The sequence below is a fragment of the Sinorhizobium sp. RAC02 genome, assembly GCF_001713395.1.
Taxonomy (GTDB): domain Bacteria; phylum Pseudomonadota; class Alphaproteobacteria; order Rhizobiales; family Rhizobiaceae; genus Shinella.
Genome location: NZ_CP016452.1, coordinates 393,875 through 409,512 on the forward strand (window position 1 = coordinate 393,875; position 15,638 = coordinate 409,512).

Annotated in this window: 13 protein-coding genes; 1 reads left to right on the top strand and 12 read right to left on the bottom strand. The window is 60.6% G+C overall.

What is annotated here, in order from left to right:
* Positions 1–63 precede the first annotated feature (63 nt).
* The 12 genes from BSY16_RS23025 to BSY16_RS23080 all read right to left on the bottom strand — a co-directional run bounded on the left by BSY16_RS23025 (position 64) and on the right by BSY16_RS23080 (position 14,262).
* Positions 64–2,280 (bottom strand): TonB-dependent siderophore receptor, encoded by a 2,217-nt coding sequence (locus BSY16_RS23025; RefSeq protein ID WP_069062184.1) that lies wholly within the window; start codon positions 2,278–2,280, stop codon positions 64–66.
* A 152-nt stretch (positions 2,281–2,432) separates the two neighbouring features.
* Positions 2,433–3,317, bottom strand: a complete 885-nt coding sequence (locus tag BSY16_RS23030) for a helix-turn-helix domain-containing protein (protein WP_069062185.1) — start codon at positions 3,315–3,317, stop codon at positions 2,433–2,435.
* 127 nt (positions 3,318–3,444) lie between these two features.
* Positions 3,445–4,950 carry a tripartite tricarboxylate transporter permease gene (locus BSY16_RS23035; RefSeq protein WP_069062186.1) on the bottom strand — a complete coding sequence of 502 codons (1,506 nt, stop codon included), beginning with the start codon at positions 4,948–4,950 and terminating at the stop codon, positions 3,445–3,447.
* Positions 4,951–4,959: 9 nt separating this feature from the next.
* Entirely contained in the window at positions 4,960–5,421 is a 462-nt protein-coding gene (locus BSY16_RS23040; protein WP_069063656.1) for a tripartite tricarboxylate transporter TctB family protein, read from the bottom strand.
* A gap of 144 nt (positions 5,422–5,565) precedes the next feature.
* Entirely contained in the window at positions 5,566–6,540 is a 975-nt protein-coding gene (locus BSY16_RS23045) for a tripartite tricarboxylate transporter substrate-binding protein (RefSeq protein WP_493103505.1), read from the bottom strand.
* Between the two features lie 207 nt (positions 6,541–6,747).
* On the bottom strand, positions 6,748–8,103 hold the full coding sequence (locus tag BSY16_RS23050) for a sigma-54-dependent transcriptional regulator (RefSeq protein WP_069062188.1): 1,356 nt from the start codon (positions 8,101–8,103) through the stop codon (positions 6,748–6,750).
* Positions 8,100–9,923, bottom strand: a complete 1,824-nt coding sequence (locus tag BSY16_RS23055; RefSeq protein WP_069062189.1) for a sensor histidine kinase — start codon at positions 9,921–9,923, stop codon at positions 8,100–8,102. The genes BSY16_RS23050 and BSY16_RS23055 overlap by 4 nt, the downstream gene beginning before the upstream one ends.
* A gap of 88 nt (positions 9,924–10,011) precedes the next feature.
* Positions 10,012–10,623: a heme-degrading domain-containing protein gene (locus BSY16_RS23060; RefSeq protein ID WP_286157326.1), complete on the bottom strand. Its 612-nt coding sequence runs from the start codon at positions 10,621–10,623 to the stop codon at positions 10,012–10,014.
* 201 nt (positions 10,624–10,824) lie between these two features.
* Positions 10,825–11,118, bottom strand: coding sequence for a DUF6074 family protein (locus BSY16_RS33155; protein ID WP_353652396.1), 294 nt, complete (start codon positions 11,116–11,118; stop codon positions 10,825–10,827).
* Positions 11,119–11,298: 180 nt separating this feature from the next.
* Positions 11,299–12,327 (bottom strand): plasmid partitioning protein RepB, encoded by a 1,029-nt coding sequence (repB, locus tag BSY16_RS23070; protein ID WP_069062192.1) that lies wholly within the window; start codon positions 12,325–12,327, stop codon positions 11,299–11,301.
* A gap of 1 nt (position 12,328) precedes the next feature.
* Positions 12,329–13,540, bottom strand: a complete 1,212-nt coding sequence (gene repA, locus BSY16_RS23075) for a plasmid partitioning protein RepA (protein WP_069063657.1) — start codon at positions 13,538–13,540, stop codon at positions 12,329–12,331.
* A gap of 215 nt (positions 13,541–13,755) precedes the next feature.
* Positions 13,756–14,262, bottom strand: a complete 507-nt coding sequence (locus BSY16_RS23080) for a MarR family winged helix-turn-helix transcriptional regulator (RefSeq protein WP_069062193.1) — start codon at positions 14,260–14,262, stop codon at positions 13,756–13,758.
* Positions 14,263–14,297: 35 nt separating this feature from the next.
* On the opposite strand from BSY16_RS23080, the gene hmgA reads away from it, so the two are divergent.
* Positions 14,298–15,638 carry a homogentisate 1,2-dioxygenase gene (hmgA, locus tag BSY16_RS23085; protein ID WP_069062194.1) on the top strand — a complete coding sequence of 447 codons (1,341 nt, stop codon included), beginning with the start codon at positions 14,298–14,300 and terminating at the stop codon, positions 15,636–15,638.

Consider the following 15,638-nt stretch of genomic DNA (forward strand, 5'->3'; position numbering starts at 1 on the left):
AGAGCCTGGCGCTTCTTTATGTCTAATGTTCAGTGATGCCCGACATTTCGGCCGTCGAAGATGTTACCAAGAGGTACTTGCCTTGAGCATGAAGGTGCGTCCTGCGCCATAGGCGCAAGCGTTGGCGCCCTTGCAGCTCGCGACGTAGTCCTTGTCGAAGAGGTTCGACGCGTTCAGCGCGACAGCCCAGTTGTCCTTCTTGAAGCTGATCGCGGCGTCCACAAGCGTCGCGGCAGGCACTCTGAAGGTGTTGGCGTCGTCCGCCCAGGATTTGCCAACGTGACGGACACCGGCAGCCACGCTCAAACCTTCCAGGGTGCCGTCTTGGAATGAATAATTCAACCACAGGGATGTAGTCAGATCCGGCACCTGAATCGGCGTCTTGCCGATGAGAGCTTTATTGTGGTCGTCCGTGATCTCCATGTCGAGATAAGTCAACGAACCGATGGCCTTCCAACCACTCGCAATATTTGCCTGTATCGCAGTCTCAAAGCCACGGGACGTTACCTCGCCCACGGCATATGCTTGGGTAACTTTACCATCCCACTCGGTGTTCGCGACATTTTCTCGCGTTATGTCAAAATAGGCGGCGGTTATAAGGGCATCCATGAAGCCGGGCTCGTATTTGACACCGATTTCCCATTGCTTTCCGGTTTCAGACGGAAGCAGACCGTCGTCCGGGTCCGTCGTCGTGGTCGGGTTGTAAGACGTTGAATAGCTGGCGTAAGGGGTTAGGCCGTTTGCAAATTCGTATGCAAGCGCCGCTCGCCACGTAAACTCACCTTCTTCGCTGTCAGCCGAGTTTGACTTTGTAATCGGTGGAATCGGTGGAATGCGATCGTCAAGATCCGTCGAAACGTAATCATAGCGAGCATTCAGAGTGGCAATCCACCCATCGCCAAACTTGATCTGATCCTGCGCATAAATCCCAAGCTGATCCCGCTTCAAATCCTGGTCAAGGTAGGGGTTGTTGAGCCCCGGTATGTCAACCCCTCCGTAAACCGGGTTAAGGGGGTCTAGGTCCAAACCATCGTCCGTCCTAAATCCAACAGCCTGTGTGTGATCGAGTGAATAATGGCGATAGTCCAATCCAAGCAGCAGAGTGTGATCAAGAGGCCCGGTGGCAAATTCACCTTCAAGCTGATTGTCGACTGTGAAGATGCCGACGTCAGTATCATGCGCAAACCGGTAGCGCGCTAGCTTCGTCGGGTCGGTTGACGACCACCCGTTAGCGTACAGAGCATCTTCCTTGAGAGAGACGCTCGCGTAACGCAGGTTCTGGCGAACCGTCCAGTTGTTGTCGAACGTATGTTCGAACTCGTAGCCGATCATCGCCTGTTGACGCTCGTAGACGTCACGGCTCTCGTCACCATAGAACAGATCACGTGGGATGCGGCCGACGCCATCCCTGTCTACGACCGTACCTTCATACGGCAGGAAGCCCGTGCTGGTATGCGTCAGGTCGACGTTCTGATACGAGCTGAGAATGGTAAGGCTTGTGTCCTCGTCCGGCTTCCATGTAATGCTGGGCGCGATCGTGCCGCGGAAATCGTCCGACTTGTCGGTTTCCCAGCCGCCACCGGAAATCTTTCCGGTCAGTCGATAGTTCACGGCATCGTTGTCGCCGAGCTTGTCTCCGAAATCCAGCCCAAGATAGCCGTTGCCGAAGCTGTTGATGCCGGTCTCGACGTAGCGTAGCGGCTCGTCCGTCGGCCGCTTGCTGACAAAATTGACGAAGCCACCTGGGCTGGCGCCGCCATAGAGCGCTGAGCTCGGGCCCTTGATGACCTCGATCCGCTCGAGGAAGAAGGGATCGACCAGGAACGTGCCGAAGCCTGTCTGGAACAAGGAGAGCCCATCAAGGAACATACCGGTCTGGTCGGCCTGGAAGCCACGGATGAAGAGCCAATCGGTGTCGGAATCCGTGCCGTAGGTCGACGGGTTCACGCCTGCAACATAACGCAGGGCCTCGTCGATCTTCTGTGGGCTCTGATCGTCGATCTGCTGGCGAACGACAACCGTCACCGACTGGGGGATCTCATTGAGAGCCGTCGCGGTCTTGCTGCCGGTCCGCGTGGATTTCGCCACTACGCCGCGCACCGGTTCGACGCCGGTGTTCGAGTCAGCCCCTTCGACGCGGATTTCCTGCAGCACGGTCGGCTTGCTCGCATCCTGGGCGATCGCGGCAAACGGCGCCAGCAAGGCGATGGTGGCCGTACCGCACGCCAGCGCCAGCCTGAACTGCCGTTCTCTCTTCGGCTTTGTCTTCATTTTACGCATACCCCACTCACGCCTGCCCCGTCGCAGGCACCCCGATAACGATAAGATGAGTGGTTAACTCAAATTTAATTGTCGGGATTGTCGCATTCGCCGAAAATTGAACGTTCTTGGGCAATTTTCCGGGCGCTGAACATCCGCCCGTCCGCCTTCATTCAGGCAAGCTGCGTCTTCTGCCAATGGGCAGGCGTCGTGCCGAAATTCTTGCGGAAGACGCGGGTGAAATGCGCCTGGTCGGCAAAACCGGATTCGGCGGCGATTGCGGTCAGTGGTTGTTCGCCCTGCAAAAGCAAGTCCTTGGCACGGCGCAGCCGGGCATTGACCTGCCATTGATGTGGGGCCACGCCGGTCGAGGCCTTGAAGGCGTGGCTGAAATGGGATTGCGACAGCCCGATTAGGTTGGCGAGTTCTTCGAGCCTGATGTTGCGCAGGCAGTTTTCTTCAATGAAATCGGTGGCGCGGCGCAGCTGCCAGCCGGCAAGCCGGCTGCGCTTGCGGCCCGGCGCCTTGGCGAGCTTCATGACATCGATGATCAGCGCAAGCGCCAGGCCGTCGCCGTAGAGGTCATGCAGCGGCTGCGGATTGGTGCATTCGGCCGCAATGAACTGCGCAAGCGAGAGAAGGTGAGGGTCGGAGAAGAAGAGTTGCGGCGTCGCCAGACGCTCCGGATCGAGGTCTTCGGCGAGGCGCTTGCTGATCGTTTCCACGTCGAAATGCAGGTCGAGATGACGCAGGAACCGATGATCGGTAAGGTCCGCCCACATCTCGAAGTCGGCGGGGATATAGGCTATCGGGCAGCGCTGCCAATCCGCGGCGCTTTCCGGCCCCTCCTGTGACAGGCGGATGCGGGACGCACCCGGGCCACGTTTGTCCAGCAGGATGAAGAGACGCGGGTCCCGGCCGACATAATAGCCGCCGGCATAGTCCGCGCATTCCACATCCCAGACATCGGCGACGATACCGTTCCAGTGCCGGCGATTGAGGTCGCCGACCACGGAAAAGCCTTCGATCCTGTTCTGCATGCGCGGCTGGAACGTCATCCGGCGAACTATTCCTTCCTAATTTTATCAAGTTTTCTAGCGGGAATTTCGCGGCAATGCAATATCGCTAAAATGCGAGAAGGGGCGGTTTGACACCGCCCCTTCCCTTCCCCGCAGGTTCTTCTTCTTAGTCTTCTTCTTGGAAAACCTGTTCGCGCTTCGCCTTGACCGACGGCAGGAAGACGACAACCAGGACCGCTAGGGCAATCACCAACAGGATGGCGCTGATCGGGCGCGTCACGAAGGTCGTCGGGTCGCCACGCGACAGGATCATGGCGCGGCGCAGGTTCTCTTCCAGCAGCGGGCCGAGCACGAAGCCAAGCAGCAGCGGCGCCGGTTCGCAGCGCAGCTTGACCAGTAGGTAGCCGCCGAGCCCGAAGAATGCGACCGCATAGAGGTCGAAGACGTTCGAGTTCACGCTGTAGACGCCGATCGAGCAGAACGCCATGATGATGGGGAACAGCACGTAGTAGGGCACCGTCAGCAGCTTCACCCAAAGGCCGATCAGCGGCAGGTTCAGTACCACCAGCATCAGGTTGCCGATCCACATCGAGGCGATGATGCCCCAGAACAGGGTCGGCTGCTCGACGGCGACGTTCGGGCCGGGAACGATGCCCTGGATGATCATCGCGCCAACCATCAGCGCCATGACCGGGTTGGCGGGAATGCCGAGCGTCAACAGGGGGATGAAGGACGTCTGTGCACCGGCATTGTTGGCCGATTCCGGCCCGGCAACGCCGGCGATCGCGCCCTGGCCGAACTCCTCCGGCCGGTCGGAAATGCGCTTCTCGACCGTGTAGGAGGCGAATGCCGCGAGGATCGCCCCGCCCCCCGGCAGGATGCCAAGCGCCGAGCCGATCGCCGTGCCGCGCAGAACGGGGCCGACCATCCGCTTGAAATCATCCTTTGTCGGCCAGAGCTCGCTGACCTTTGCCATCAGGACCGTGCGGGTCTTCTCGCCTTCGAGGTTGCGCAGGATTTCCGCGATACCGAAGACACCCACCGCAACGGCCACGAAGTTAAGCCCGTCGGCGTACTCCCGGATGCCCAGGGTAAAGCGTGGCGTGCCCGTATAGATGTCCGTACCGACAAGGCCGAGCAAAAGGCCCAGCGCCACCATGGCAAGCGCCTTGACGATGGAGCCGTGCGCCAGAGCAATCGACGACACGAGGCCGACGACCATCAGGGAAAAGTATTCGGCCGCGCCGAATTTCAGCGCGATGCCGGTCAGCGGTATGGCGAAGATAGCGACAAGGAAGGTCGATACCGTGCCGGCGAAGAAGGAGCCGAGTGCAGCGATGGAAAGTGCGGCCCCTGCCCGGCCCTTGCGCGCCATCTGGTAGCCGTCGATGGCCGTCACGGCGGACGAGGATTCGCCCGGCATGTTGATCAGGATGGCGGTGGTGGAGCCACCGTACTGCGCGCCGTAATAGATGCCGGCGAGCATGATCAGCGAGGAGACCGGCTCCAGCTGGAAGGTGATCGGCAGGAGCATGGCGATGGTCGCCGTTGCGCCGATGCCGGGCAGAACGCCGATCAGCGTGCCGAGCAGAACGCCGATCAGGCAGAAGGCCAGGTTGGCCGGTGAGGCGGCGGTGGAGAAGCCAAGCGCCAGGTTGCTGATGAGATCCATGAGAGCCTCCTAGAGCCGCGTCCACGGGCCGAACCGCTCGAACGGCAGGCCGAGTCCGTAGCTGAACACCGCGACCGAGAAGACCGTGATGCCGATTGCAAGCAGAAGCGCCATGAGCGGTTTCATCCGCGTCGAAGCGAAGGCTGCAATAAGCGCCGTGAAGAACAGTGACGGGACGAAGCCGAGACCGCGCACCGTAAGCCCGAAGAAGATCGGTGCGGGCAGAATGAAAAGCATCCCGCGCAAGGCCATCGGCCCGATCGGCTCGCCCTTCACGCGCGTTGCCTGCACCAGCACGATCGCGCCGAGACCGGTCAGGATCACCGCAAGGATCAGCGGGAAGAAGCCAGGCCCCATGCGGAATGCAGTGCCAAGCTCCAGGTTGAGGCATTGGTAAACGAAGAAGCCGCCAAGCGCGATAAAGGTCAGGCCGCAGATCGCGTTGGTGCTGTCGAACTCTAGTTGTTTCATGGGATCCCCTCCTCCAGCGACCGGATGGGCCGCGCAGACCTCAAAGACCGTGACGGCGGTCAACACCGCCACGGTCTGATCCATGCAAGCCTTGTCTCCGCAAATTCCGGGCGGAAAGTCGTCTTGCATTCACCCGGGATTGTCTTAGTCGGCGAACTGCCCGGCCGCCTCGATGACCGGCTTCCAACGGGCAATTTCACCCTCCAGCTTCGCCTTGAGGGCGGCCGGCGTTGCGTCTGCTTCCGCCGAGGGAACGGTGCCAAGCTCGGCAAACCGGGCGACAACGTTCGGGTCCTTCAGCGCGAGCTGCAAGGACTTGGAAAGCCGCTCCGTCACTTCGGTCGGCGTGCCCTTGGGCGCGTAGATGCCGTGCCAGATACCAACCTGGAACCCGGGCAGGCCTGCCTCTTCGGCCGTCGGAATGTCCGGCAGGTTGCCGAGACGCGCGGGGGAGGTCACGGCATAGGCCTTGATGGTTCCGCCCTGGATCTGCTTCGTCGTGTTCGTCGTCTGGTCGCACATGACATCGACCTGGCCGCCAAGGAGATCGGTCATGGCCGGGCCTGTGCCCTTGTAAGGTACGGTGACGAACTGTGTCTGGAGCGCGCTCATCAGCATCATGCCGCACAGATGCGAGGCTGCGCCGATGCCGGCATTTGCTACCGTCACGGTGTCCTTGTTGGCCTTCATGTAATCGATCAGGCCCTTGAGATCGGTGGGCTCGAGGTCCTTGCGGGCGACGATTGCCATCGGCACGTCGGTGACGAGGCCGACATACTCGAAGGCGTTCAGCGTGTCATAGGCAAGCTTGCGATAGAGCGTGGCGCTCGTCGCCATGCCGATATGGTGCAGTAGCAGGGTGTAGCCATCCGCGTCGGCGCTCGCCACACGACCGGCACCCAGCGTGCCACCAGCGCCGCCGACATTCTCTACGACGATCTGCTGGCCAAGATCCTTCGACATGGCTTCGGCGACGAGGCGGGTCACGGTATCGGTCGGGCCGCCGGCAGAGAAGGGGACCACCATGGTGATGGTGCGTTCCGGATAGGTCTGGGCAAGGGCAGAGGTGGCGAGCAGCGATACGGCAAACGCAGCGGAAATACCAAACAGGGTTTTCATGGTCTTCATCAAATCCTCCCGATGAATTGGCCAGCCGGCGTGGCTCCTCCCGCGCCGGTCCTGGATGTCTCAACAGGGGCTTTGTCGGCCTCAAGAGCAAGCGACCGCCGCATTCACCGGCCCGAATTTACCGCAGTAAACTGCCTTGGTGGGTAGGTTTGGGAACAAAGCGGCTTCAGCTTGGGTGGATTTCCACCCATCGGGGCGTCACATATCGTCCTGGAACGCCGCCATGTTGATGTTCTTGTCGAGTCCGTATTTCTGCATCTTCTCGTAAAGCGTCTTTCGCGAAACGCCCAATTGCTCGTAAACCGGCTTCAGACTGCCACCATGGGCCGCCAAAGCACTGGCAATCAGCCCGCGTTCAAAGGCTGCCACTTTGTCCGAGAGGCGCTGCGGACCGATGCCAGTAGGCGCATTTTCCACCCCGGCATCCAGCCCCAGCACAAGCCGATCAGCGGCATTGCGAAGCTCACGCACATTGCCGGGCCAGCTGCGCCCGGCAATTTCGGTCATCAGTTCGGCCGGCACATCGACGTCGTTTCGCACATAGCGCGCCGCCGCCTCACGCACGAGCTGGAGGAAGAGCAGGGGGATATCGTCCCGCCGCTGCGCCAGCGATGGAACATGCATCGTCGCAACGTTCAAACGATAAAGCAGGTCCGCCCGGAACCGGCCGGCGGCCACCTCGGCTTCCAGGTTCACCTTGCTTGTCGCGATAAAGCGCACATCAAGCGGCACGGGCTCGTTCGAGCCCAGCCGCGTAATGACCCGCTCCTGCAGGACACGCAGGAATTTTGCCTGCAGGTCGAACGGCATGGAGCCGATCTCGTCGAGAAGGATCGTGCCGCCGCGGCCGTGCTCGAACTTGCCGTAACGCGGGCGCAAGGCGCCCGGAAAGGCCCCAGCTTCATGGCCGAAGAGCTCACTCTCGATCAGATTTTCGGGAAGGGCTGCGCAATTGATGGCAATGAACGGGCGGTCGGCGCGTGCGCTGATATCATGAAGGGCACGGGCCACCACTTCCTTGCCGGCCCCCGTCTCCCCGATGATCAGCGTATCGGCATCCGTCGCGCCGATTGCCCGCACCCTATAGCGCAAATCGACCATGACCTGCGTGCGACCGGGCAGGCGAGCTTCGATATCGTCCCGCTTGCCGGCGACCGCCCGCAGGCGGCGGTTTTCCAGCACAAGGCTCCGGCGGTCCATGGCGCGGCGAATGATGCCGGCCAGATGCTGTGCGGTGAACGGCTTTTCAAGGAAGTCATAGACGCCTGCCCGCATGGCGCTGACCGCCAGTTGCACATCGGCATGGCCCGTCACGAGAATGACCGGCACCTCTGGATCGACCTCGCGAATGCGCTGGAGCAATGTCATTCCATCCATGCCGGGCATGCGGATATCACTGACCACGACGCCGTCGAAAGCGTAACCGACCAGTTCCAGCACCCGTTCTGCACTGGAAAACGTATCAACCTCCAACCCGTAAAGCTCCAATGCCTGGGCCGAGGATCGGCGCATTTCCTCTTCGTCATCGATCAGAAGAATACGCGAACCACTCATTCTGCCGCCTCCCGCGATGGTGCCGAAGCCTCGAGAACAATGGAGAAGACAGCACCGCCATCCGGGTGGTTCCGGACGGTCAGGTTTCCACCGAAATCCTTGATAATGTTATACGAAATTGAGAGGCCGAGCCCCAGTCCCTTGCCAACGCCCTTTGTCGTGAAGAAGGGGTCGAAGATGCGTTCGGCAATGGCCGCCGGCACACCGGCGCCGCGGTCGCGCACTTCGACGACAACACCGTTTTCCGATCGAAATGCCGAGAGAACAATCTTGCGATTTTCCAACCCCTCGACCGCATCCGCAGCATTGCTGACGATGTTCAGCAGGACCTGCTGGAGCCGTACGGGGCCGGCTTTAACGGTGAGATCCGTGCCCGACAGTTCGACAACAAGTTCGGCATCCGCCGACTTGAGCCGTGGCGCGACAATCTCCAGCGTATCCGCAATCACGTCGGGGAGGGGAACCGGGCCGAGCTTCTCATTCGGTTTGCGCGCGAAGTTCCGTAAGTGGCGGCTTATCGATGCCATGCGGTCGATAAGGCTGGAGATGCGGCGCACATTGTCCTGCGCCTCCGGCACGCGGCCACGGTCGATGAGGAGCGCGGCACTGTCTGCGTAGCTTTTGGCGGCAGCAAGCGGTTGGTTGAATTCATGCGAAAGCGCTGCCGACATCTGGCCAAGGCCAGCAAGTTTGCCGGCCTGGATCAGGTCGCCTTGCGTCTTGCGCAGTTCCTGCTCGGTCAGCCGCCGTTCGGCGATTTCAAGCTCGATCTGCTCATTGACCCGCGCGAGGTCCGCCGTGCGTTCCTCGACTCGTCGCTCCAGCTCGTTCCGGGTCTCTTCTTGCAATCGCAACCGTTCCTCCACGCGGGAACGGCGCTGCCAGAGCACCGCGACACCCAGCGCGGCGAGGCAGATGAACAAGAGGATCGCGATCAACGCGGTGCGCGCCTGCGTTCTGACCGATGCGGTGTCGAGAAGAACGTTCACGGTCCAGTCGGCTTCCGGCATGTAGTGAGACAGGCGCAGGTATTCCCGGGTCGTTCCATTTCCGGGGATCTGCATCAAATGTTGACCGTAGTAAACGGATTCCGTCGCGGGCAAAGGCTTCAACTCCGCCTCGGCATAACGTCGGGATGTCTGCGTGCGGGCGAGGCGCGGTGCATCCAGAGGCAGGATGCCGGAATAGAGCCATTCCGGACTGCCGGTCATGAAGATGATGCCTTCGGGATCGGCGACGAAGATCTTGTACTCACCGCCACGCCAGGAACTCTCGATTGAATCGATATCGACCTTGAAGACGATGACGCCAAGGATCTTTCCCGCCACTTCTACCGGGGAGGAAAAATAGTAACCCCGCTTCAGGGATGTCGTGCCGAGCGCGTAGAACCGTGCCTGCCGACCCGCAATCGCATCCTGGAAATAGGGGCGGTAGTTGAAGTTCTGCCCGACGAAGGTTCCGGGCATGCCATAGTTGCTGGCAGCGACGGTATTGCCGTCCGGCGTCATGACATAGATATCGGACGACTCCAGCAGTCGATTGATTTCCTTGAGATATTCGTTTGCCGTTTGCCGTAGGGCAGGGCTCTCCGGCGACTGGAGCAGCGCCTCGATATCGTCGTGATCGGCGATCAGGGCGGGCAACGGCTCGTATCGGCTGAGATGGCCGGCAAGCGCTGCCACCGCCAGGCGCAATGCGGAACCGGCCTGTGACGACGCTTCATCCATGTAGCTGCGCGTGAGCAGCGCCCCCCCCTGCAACACGGCAAGGAGGATAACGATCGGCAAGACCGCGAAGGCCAGAGCATGACGCAGCTTCACAGAAAGACGGCTCCTCTTCCGTTCGTCACCGACCAGAGGCCGGTGACCTATTCTAGTGAGCGGCTCGCTTCTTTCCTAGGGGAGGGGCTCAGTCTGGCAGCCGGCTGTCGCCGAGGTCGACCTTCAGGAAAGCAGCGATCGCATCTGTGACGATCGCATGGTCGACGCGTTGCGGTACGCCGGAAACCGTGACGGCGCCGACACAACCGAGGTCCGCGACAAAAAGCGGGAAGCCGCCGCCATGCACCGCAAAGTCCGTCAACGGAAGGTTATGCGCTTCTTCCTGTCCGCGCCCGGAAAGCGCCAGACGCCGTCCGACGAGATAGGATGAATGCCAAAGCCGAAACACGGTGTTCCGCTTGCGTCTTATCCATTCAACATTGTCTGTGTTGGTGCCGGGGAGTGCGCAATGGAACAGCACACGGTCCCGCAGCGAAATGTCGATCGCTACACCCGCACCGATAGACAGGGCCGTTTCGCGCAGCTGATTGCCCAGCGCCCATGCGTCGTTCGGGCTGAAGCGGATGAAGCGGAGAAGCCGCTCCTGTTCTTCAAGCCGCTGGATATCCTGTGCAACCGTCTCCGTCATAGCCGTCCCCCTTTGATCATCGCTATTGATCCTTAGCGACCCTTTTCGAGAAGGGGAAGAGTTGGGCGGCGGCGAGCGGAGATCATCCTTTGTGCGCGACGGCTTGCCCACCATCCTTTTCTGGGATGGGGAAGGGATGCCTTGGGTGTTTTTACGGATGTCGAATTGGCGTCAAGCGGCTGATCTATGATCGATGGAACCAAAGCCTGCCGCAATCACCATGGATGGTGCGGCGCACGGGAATGGCAAAGTCCGCCCAGGCGCCACGCATCAGCTCGGCTCAACAAGCGCGTGCTTCCTGCTCCAGAAAAATCAAACGCCTCCTGCAGCATGCTTGCGCTGGAGTTCCTGCTGGACTTCGTCCTGGAAAGCGAACACGGCCTCGCGTGCCTGGTTTTCGCACGAGCCGAACTTGCGCATTTCGTCCGCAAGTTCGCGGCAAACCTTCTGCCAATAGCGACGTGCTTCCTCTCCGTTCAGCTCGCCCAGTTCTCCGGCGCAGCGACGGACATGAGCCGTCCGGCGTTCAGCGGGAAATGGAACGACCGGTCTGGTTTCGGCGGCAATCGAAGGGCGGCGTGGCTGGACCGGGGCAGGTGAGGGCATAGAATCGAGTTCCTTATCTTCTCCCTCATAGTTAATAAGCCCATGGTTAACATGCGGTTTCTAGGCCGCAATTTGCGGTATCAACGTGCTCCATATCGGCCCGCCCGCTTTAGCGGCGCCCCAGCGTCCGCCCGAGCGCCATCAGCATCGATATCGAACCAGGTGAGAATTCGCCGCGGATCAATCGTCCGATTCTTGTTTGGCTTCCGTGCGGAACGCTTCGTAAAGACGGTCCAGATTCTGGGTGATGTAGAGGCCGAACGCGGCCGCTTCTGCAGCCTTCAGCGCGATCGTGTATTGGCGGCCATTGGTCTTGATGCTGGCGCGAACGGCGCCATCCTTGCGCGACCATTCCTTGGCCGCGGGTTTGCCCGTTTCCGGTGCCTCTTTTTGGGTCAGGTGATTGCTGACAAGATTGAACCGGTCTTCCGGCGTTCGGCCTTGCACCCGCTCGCGGCCCAGAAACTCGATTGCCCTGTCTTCGTTGGTCGACTCGTCGAACCGCGTCGCCAATTCGTGCCATCGGTCGCGGCCAATGGCCAGCGCTGGACCGATGCCGGCCCTGACCGACTTCGGAATGCGGTTCACCACCGAGAGCATTTTCGACACGGTCGTCTTGTCTGCGCTGAGTGCGGCCATGATCGTTTCGCGATCAAATCCGCGTGCCTCGAGTTCACCGGCAAAGGTTGCCCGTTCAAGGAAGGAAAGGTCTGCGCGCGCACTGTTTTCCTGGCCTTGCGCGATGACGTGGTCGCGATCGGTAAGCAGCTTGACGACGGCACGAACGGGCCGGCCGAGCAACCGGGCCGCTTTTGCGCGCCGGTGGCCGAAGGCGATCTGGTAAACGCCGTTCTTCTCGGGGTGCGGGCGCACGAGGATGGGCGAATCCTGTCCGCGGATGCGCATCGCTTCGACGAGTTCCTGGAATAGCTCGTCCGAATGCACCAGCCGGTCCGAGATGAAGGAGTCTTCGATTTGGTCAGCTTCGAGTTCGATAACGATCTCACCGGCCGTCAGCTTGGCTTCCATTTCCTTGGCCGCATCCGCCTTGGCGGCAAGTGCGTCGATGCTGCGCGTTACGGCACCCAGTGCGCCGAGACCCTTGTAGCTAACATGCTGACGCGCGGGCTCTTCATGGGAAGGATTTGTCGATGTCACCTTGTCCGATGCCGGTGCCATCAGGTTCGAAAGAACGTTCTTGCGCGCCATCTCAACGCCCCCAAGCTTTGTGAATCATTTCAACGATCTCCGCATTGACCGCTTCCATGGATTCAAAGGCGCGGTCATAGGTTGCACGGGTGAACTGGCTTCGGTCGACCTCGTACAGGGTCTGGTTGGTGAGTGCGGCGTCGGCAATGGCGACACTTCTGACCATCGAATTGGTCAGGACATGTTGCTTGAACATGGAGCGCATGAACGCAACCATCTGGGTCTGCGGTCCGTCGGCCGGGTCGTAGCGCGTGACGAGATAGCGGAGCCAGTCGAGGTTCATGTTGCCGCCGGCGCTCTTCAGGGTGTTCAGGACCTCGCCCAGCATCTGCAGGAACTGGCACATGGACATGACGTCGAGCATCTGCGGATGCACGGTGATCAGCACCGCCGTCGCCCCGCAGATCGCGCTCATCGTCAGAAAACCGAGTTGCGGCGGGCAATCGATCACCACCACATCATAGTCGTCGGCGACGGAGGAGAGCGCCTCGTCCAGCCGCGCGAAGAAAATCCGGCCGTAGTCGTCCTTGTTGCCCTGCGCCAGAATACGTGGCGTGTCGTGTTCGAACTCCATGAGTTCGAGATTGCCGGGCACGATGTCGAGGCCGGGAAAATTGGTCTTCCTGATGATGTCCTTGAGCGGCCGCCTGTGCTCGTCGTAGCGGATCGCTGCGTATAACGTCTCGTTTTCGTCGACGTCGAATTCCGGCTGGAACCCGTGCAGCGCCGAAAGGCTTGCCTGCGGGTCGAGATCGACGGCCAGCACGCGGTGCCCGGTCAGGGCCAGATGCTGCGCGAGATGCGCTGTCGTTGTGGTCTTGCCAGAGCCGCCCTTGAAGTTCACGACCGCGATCACCTGAAGATGCTCGCTCGACCGCCGTCGCGGCACATAGCGCTGTCCGCCACGACCGTTCTGGTCCAAATATTCCCGCATCTCCTGCAACTGCCCGGCCGAATAGGACCGGCGGCCGGACGGTGTGGCCTGTGGCAATGGCCCCTTGGATTCCAGCGAGAGATTGCGCAGATACCCGCTCGTAACGCCGAGGAAATGGGCGGCTTCGCTCAATTGAAACTGGCGGAGGGATTTTTGCGCGACGGGAGGAAACATCTCCAGACGATGCTGCTTAAGCTTGTCAGACAGTTCGTGCGCCTGGCCGATGATCAACTGGTCGATGTCGGAAATTGCCTGCCCGACTGTTGTGGCCATATTCATGTCCATAACCTCAAAATGCGATTTGCAGCCCATGTGAGGGTTTGAATCGCATCTAGAATCAATTCCGATTCAAGGGCAAGGCAATAATGGTTAACGGGTCGGGCGAAACGGCGTCGCCAGTCAGCGATCTAGTAACGTTCGCGCCGATGTGGCGAAATCCGGGACCGCGTCCCATGAAAGGTTCGAACCGATCCGCTTCGATCGTTTCATGTGCATCAGTCCTTCGGGCCGCGACGGCCTGTTTCGGAGGCCATTTTTACCTCGATCGCTGCGAGACCGGCTTCCAGTTGTTGCATGCCACTTGCGCCGAGAAGCATCGCCAGCTCCTGCTCATAGGCTTTGGCAAGCTCAATCATCTCTCCGTAGATGCGCTTGCCGGCGGGCGTCAGCTCCAGATGTTCGACGCGCCGGTCTTCGGCATGCTCGCTGCGCTTCAGCCAGCGCTTCTCCTCCAGCGCCCGCACGGCGCGGGATACCTTCGTCTTGTGCATGCTGGAATTGGCCCCGATCTCGGTCGCCGTCATGCGGCCGTAGGTCCCGATTGCCGCGAGTGCGCGCCATTCCGGCCGGGTCATGTGGTAGCGTGAGCGGTATTGCGCGGCAAAGCGCTGGCTTACGCGCTCGGCCGCCTGGTTGAGCCTGTAGGGCAGGAAACTCTCGAGCTTGAAGTCCACGACACGCGCCTTGATGGTTACAAAATAGACAGTTACATCTGTAACCATATGACTATACGCACGCTTTGCGAGGAGGGCAAACCATGCCGGATCATGCGACGGAGACGTCCAACAGCCTGAAATACATGCCGGGCTTCGGCAATGATTTCGAGACGGAATCCCTGCCCGGTGCCCTGCCGCAGGGCCAGAACAGCCCGCAGAAATGCAATTACGGGCTTTATGCCGAGCAGCTTTCCGGCTCGCCCTTCACGGCCCCGCGCGGCACCAACGAACGCTCATGGCTCTACCGCATCCGCCCGAGCGTGCGCCACACGCGTCGTTTTTCGAACGCGAGTTATCCGCATTGGAAAACGGCGCCCTGCCTCGACGATCATTCCCTGCCGCTCGGCCAGCTGCGCTGGAACCCGTTGCCGACGACGAAGGAGACGCAGAGTTTTCTCGACGGCATGCGGACGATGACGACCGCCGGCGACGTGTTGACCCAGGTCGGCATGGCCGCGCATGCCTACACGTTCAATGCCGATATGGTGGACGACTATTTCTTCAATGCCGACGGCGAATTGCTGGTCGTGCCCCAGTTGGGTGCCATCCGCGTCTTCACCGAAATGGGCATCATGGATGTCGAACCGCTGGAAATCTGCCTCATCCCACGCGGCATGATGTTCAAGGTCTCCCGCATCGGTGAAGGAGACACCTGGCGCGGTTACGTCTGCGAGAACTATGGCGCGAAATTCACCTTGCCGGACCGCGGGCCGATCGGCGCGAATTGCCTTGCCAACCCGCGCGACTTCAAGACCCCGGTCGCCGCCTACGAGGACAAGGAAACGCCGTGCCGGGTGCATGTGAAATGGTGCGGGAAGTTCTACGTCACGGACATTGGCCATTCGCCGCTCGACGTCGTTGCCTGGCACGGCAACTACACGCCGTTCAAATATGACCTGCGCACCTATTCACCGGTCGGGGCGATCCTCTTCGACCATCCCGACCCGTCGATTTTCACCGTGCTGACGGCGCCGACGGAGGAGGCCGGCACGGCGAATATCGACTTCGTCATCTTCCCGCCGCGCTGGCTGGTGGCCGAGCACACCTTCCGCCCGCCGTGGTATCACCGTAATATCATGAGCGAGTTCATGGGGCTGATCCACGGCCAGTACGACGCCAAGGAAGAGGGTTTCGTGCCCGGCGGCATGAGCCTGCACAACATGATGCTGCCGCACGGGCCGGACACGACAGGCTTCGAAAAAGCCTCCAACAGCGAGTTGAAGCCCGTCAAGCTCGACCACACGATGGCCTTCATGTTCGAGACCCGTTATCCGCAGCAGCTCACTAAGTTCGCAGCCGAACTGGAGACGTTGCAGGACAATTACCTCGACTGCTGGGATGGCCTGGAGCGCAAATTTGACGGCACGCCGGGCATCAAATGA

Excerpts from the sequence above, each read along its gene's own strand:
- BSY16_RS23025 (WP_069062184.1), bottom strand. The coding sequence starts at position 2,280 with ATGCGTAAAATGAAGACAAAGCCGAAGAGAGAACGGCAGTTCAGGCTG.
- BSY16_RS23030 (WP_069062185.1), bottom strand. The coding sequence starts at position 3,317 with ATGACGTTCCAGCCGCGCATGCAGAACAGGATCGAAGGCTTTTCCGTG.
- BSY16_RS23035 (WP_069062186.1), bottom strand. The coding sequence starts at position 4,950 with ATGGATCTCATCAGCAACCTGGCGCTTGGCTTCTCCACCGCCGCCTCA.
- BSY16_RS23040 (WP_069063656.1), bottom strand. The coding sequence starts at position 5,421 with ATGAAACAACTAGAGTTCGACAGCACCAACGCGATCTGCGGCCTGACC.
- BSY16_RS23045 (WP_493103505.1), bottom strand. The coding sequence starts at position 6,540 with ATGAAAACCCTGTTTGGTATTTCCGCTGCGTTTGCCGTATCGCTGCTC.
- BSY16_RS23050 (WP_069062188.1), bottom strand. The coding sequence starts at position 8,103 with ATGAGTGGTTCGCGTATTCTTCTGATCGATGACGAAGAGGAAATGCGC.
- BSY16_RS33155 (WP_353652396.1), bottom strand. The coding sequence starts at position 11,118 with ATGCCCTCACCTGCCCCGGTCCAGCCACGCCGCCCTTCGATTGCCGCC.
- repB (WP_069062192.1), bottom strand. The coding sequence starts at position 12,327 with ATGGCGCGCAAGAACGTTCTTTCGAACCTGATGGCACCGGCATCGGAC.
- repA (WP_069063657.1), bottom strand. The coding sequence starts at position 13,540 with ATGAATATGGCCACAACAGTCGGGCAGGCAATTTCCGACATCGACCAG.
- BSY16_RS23080 (WP_069062193.1), bottom strand. The coding sequence starts at position 14,262 with ATGGTTACAGATGTAACTGTCTATTTTGTAACCATCAAGGCGCGTGTC.
- hmgA (WP_069062194.1), top strand. The coding sequence starts at position 14,298 with ATGCCGGATCATGCGACGGAGACGTCCAACAGCCTGAAATACATGCCG.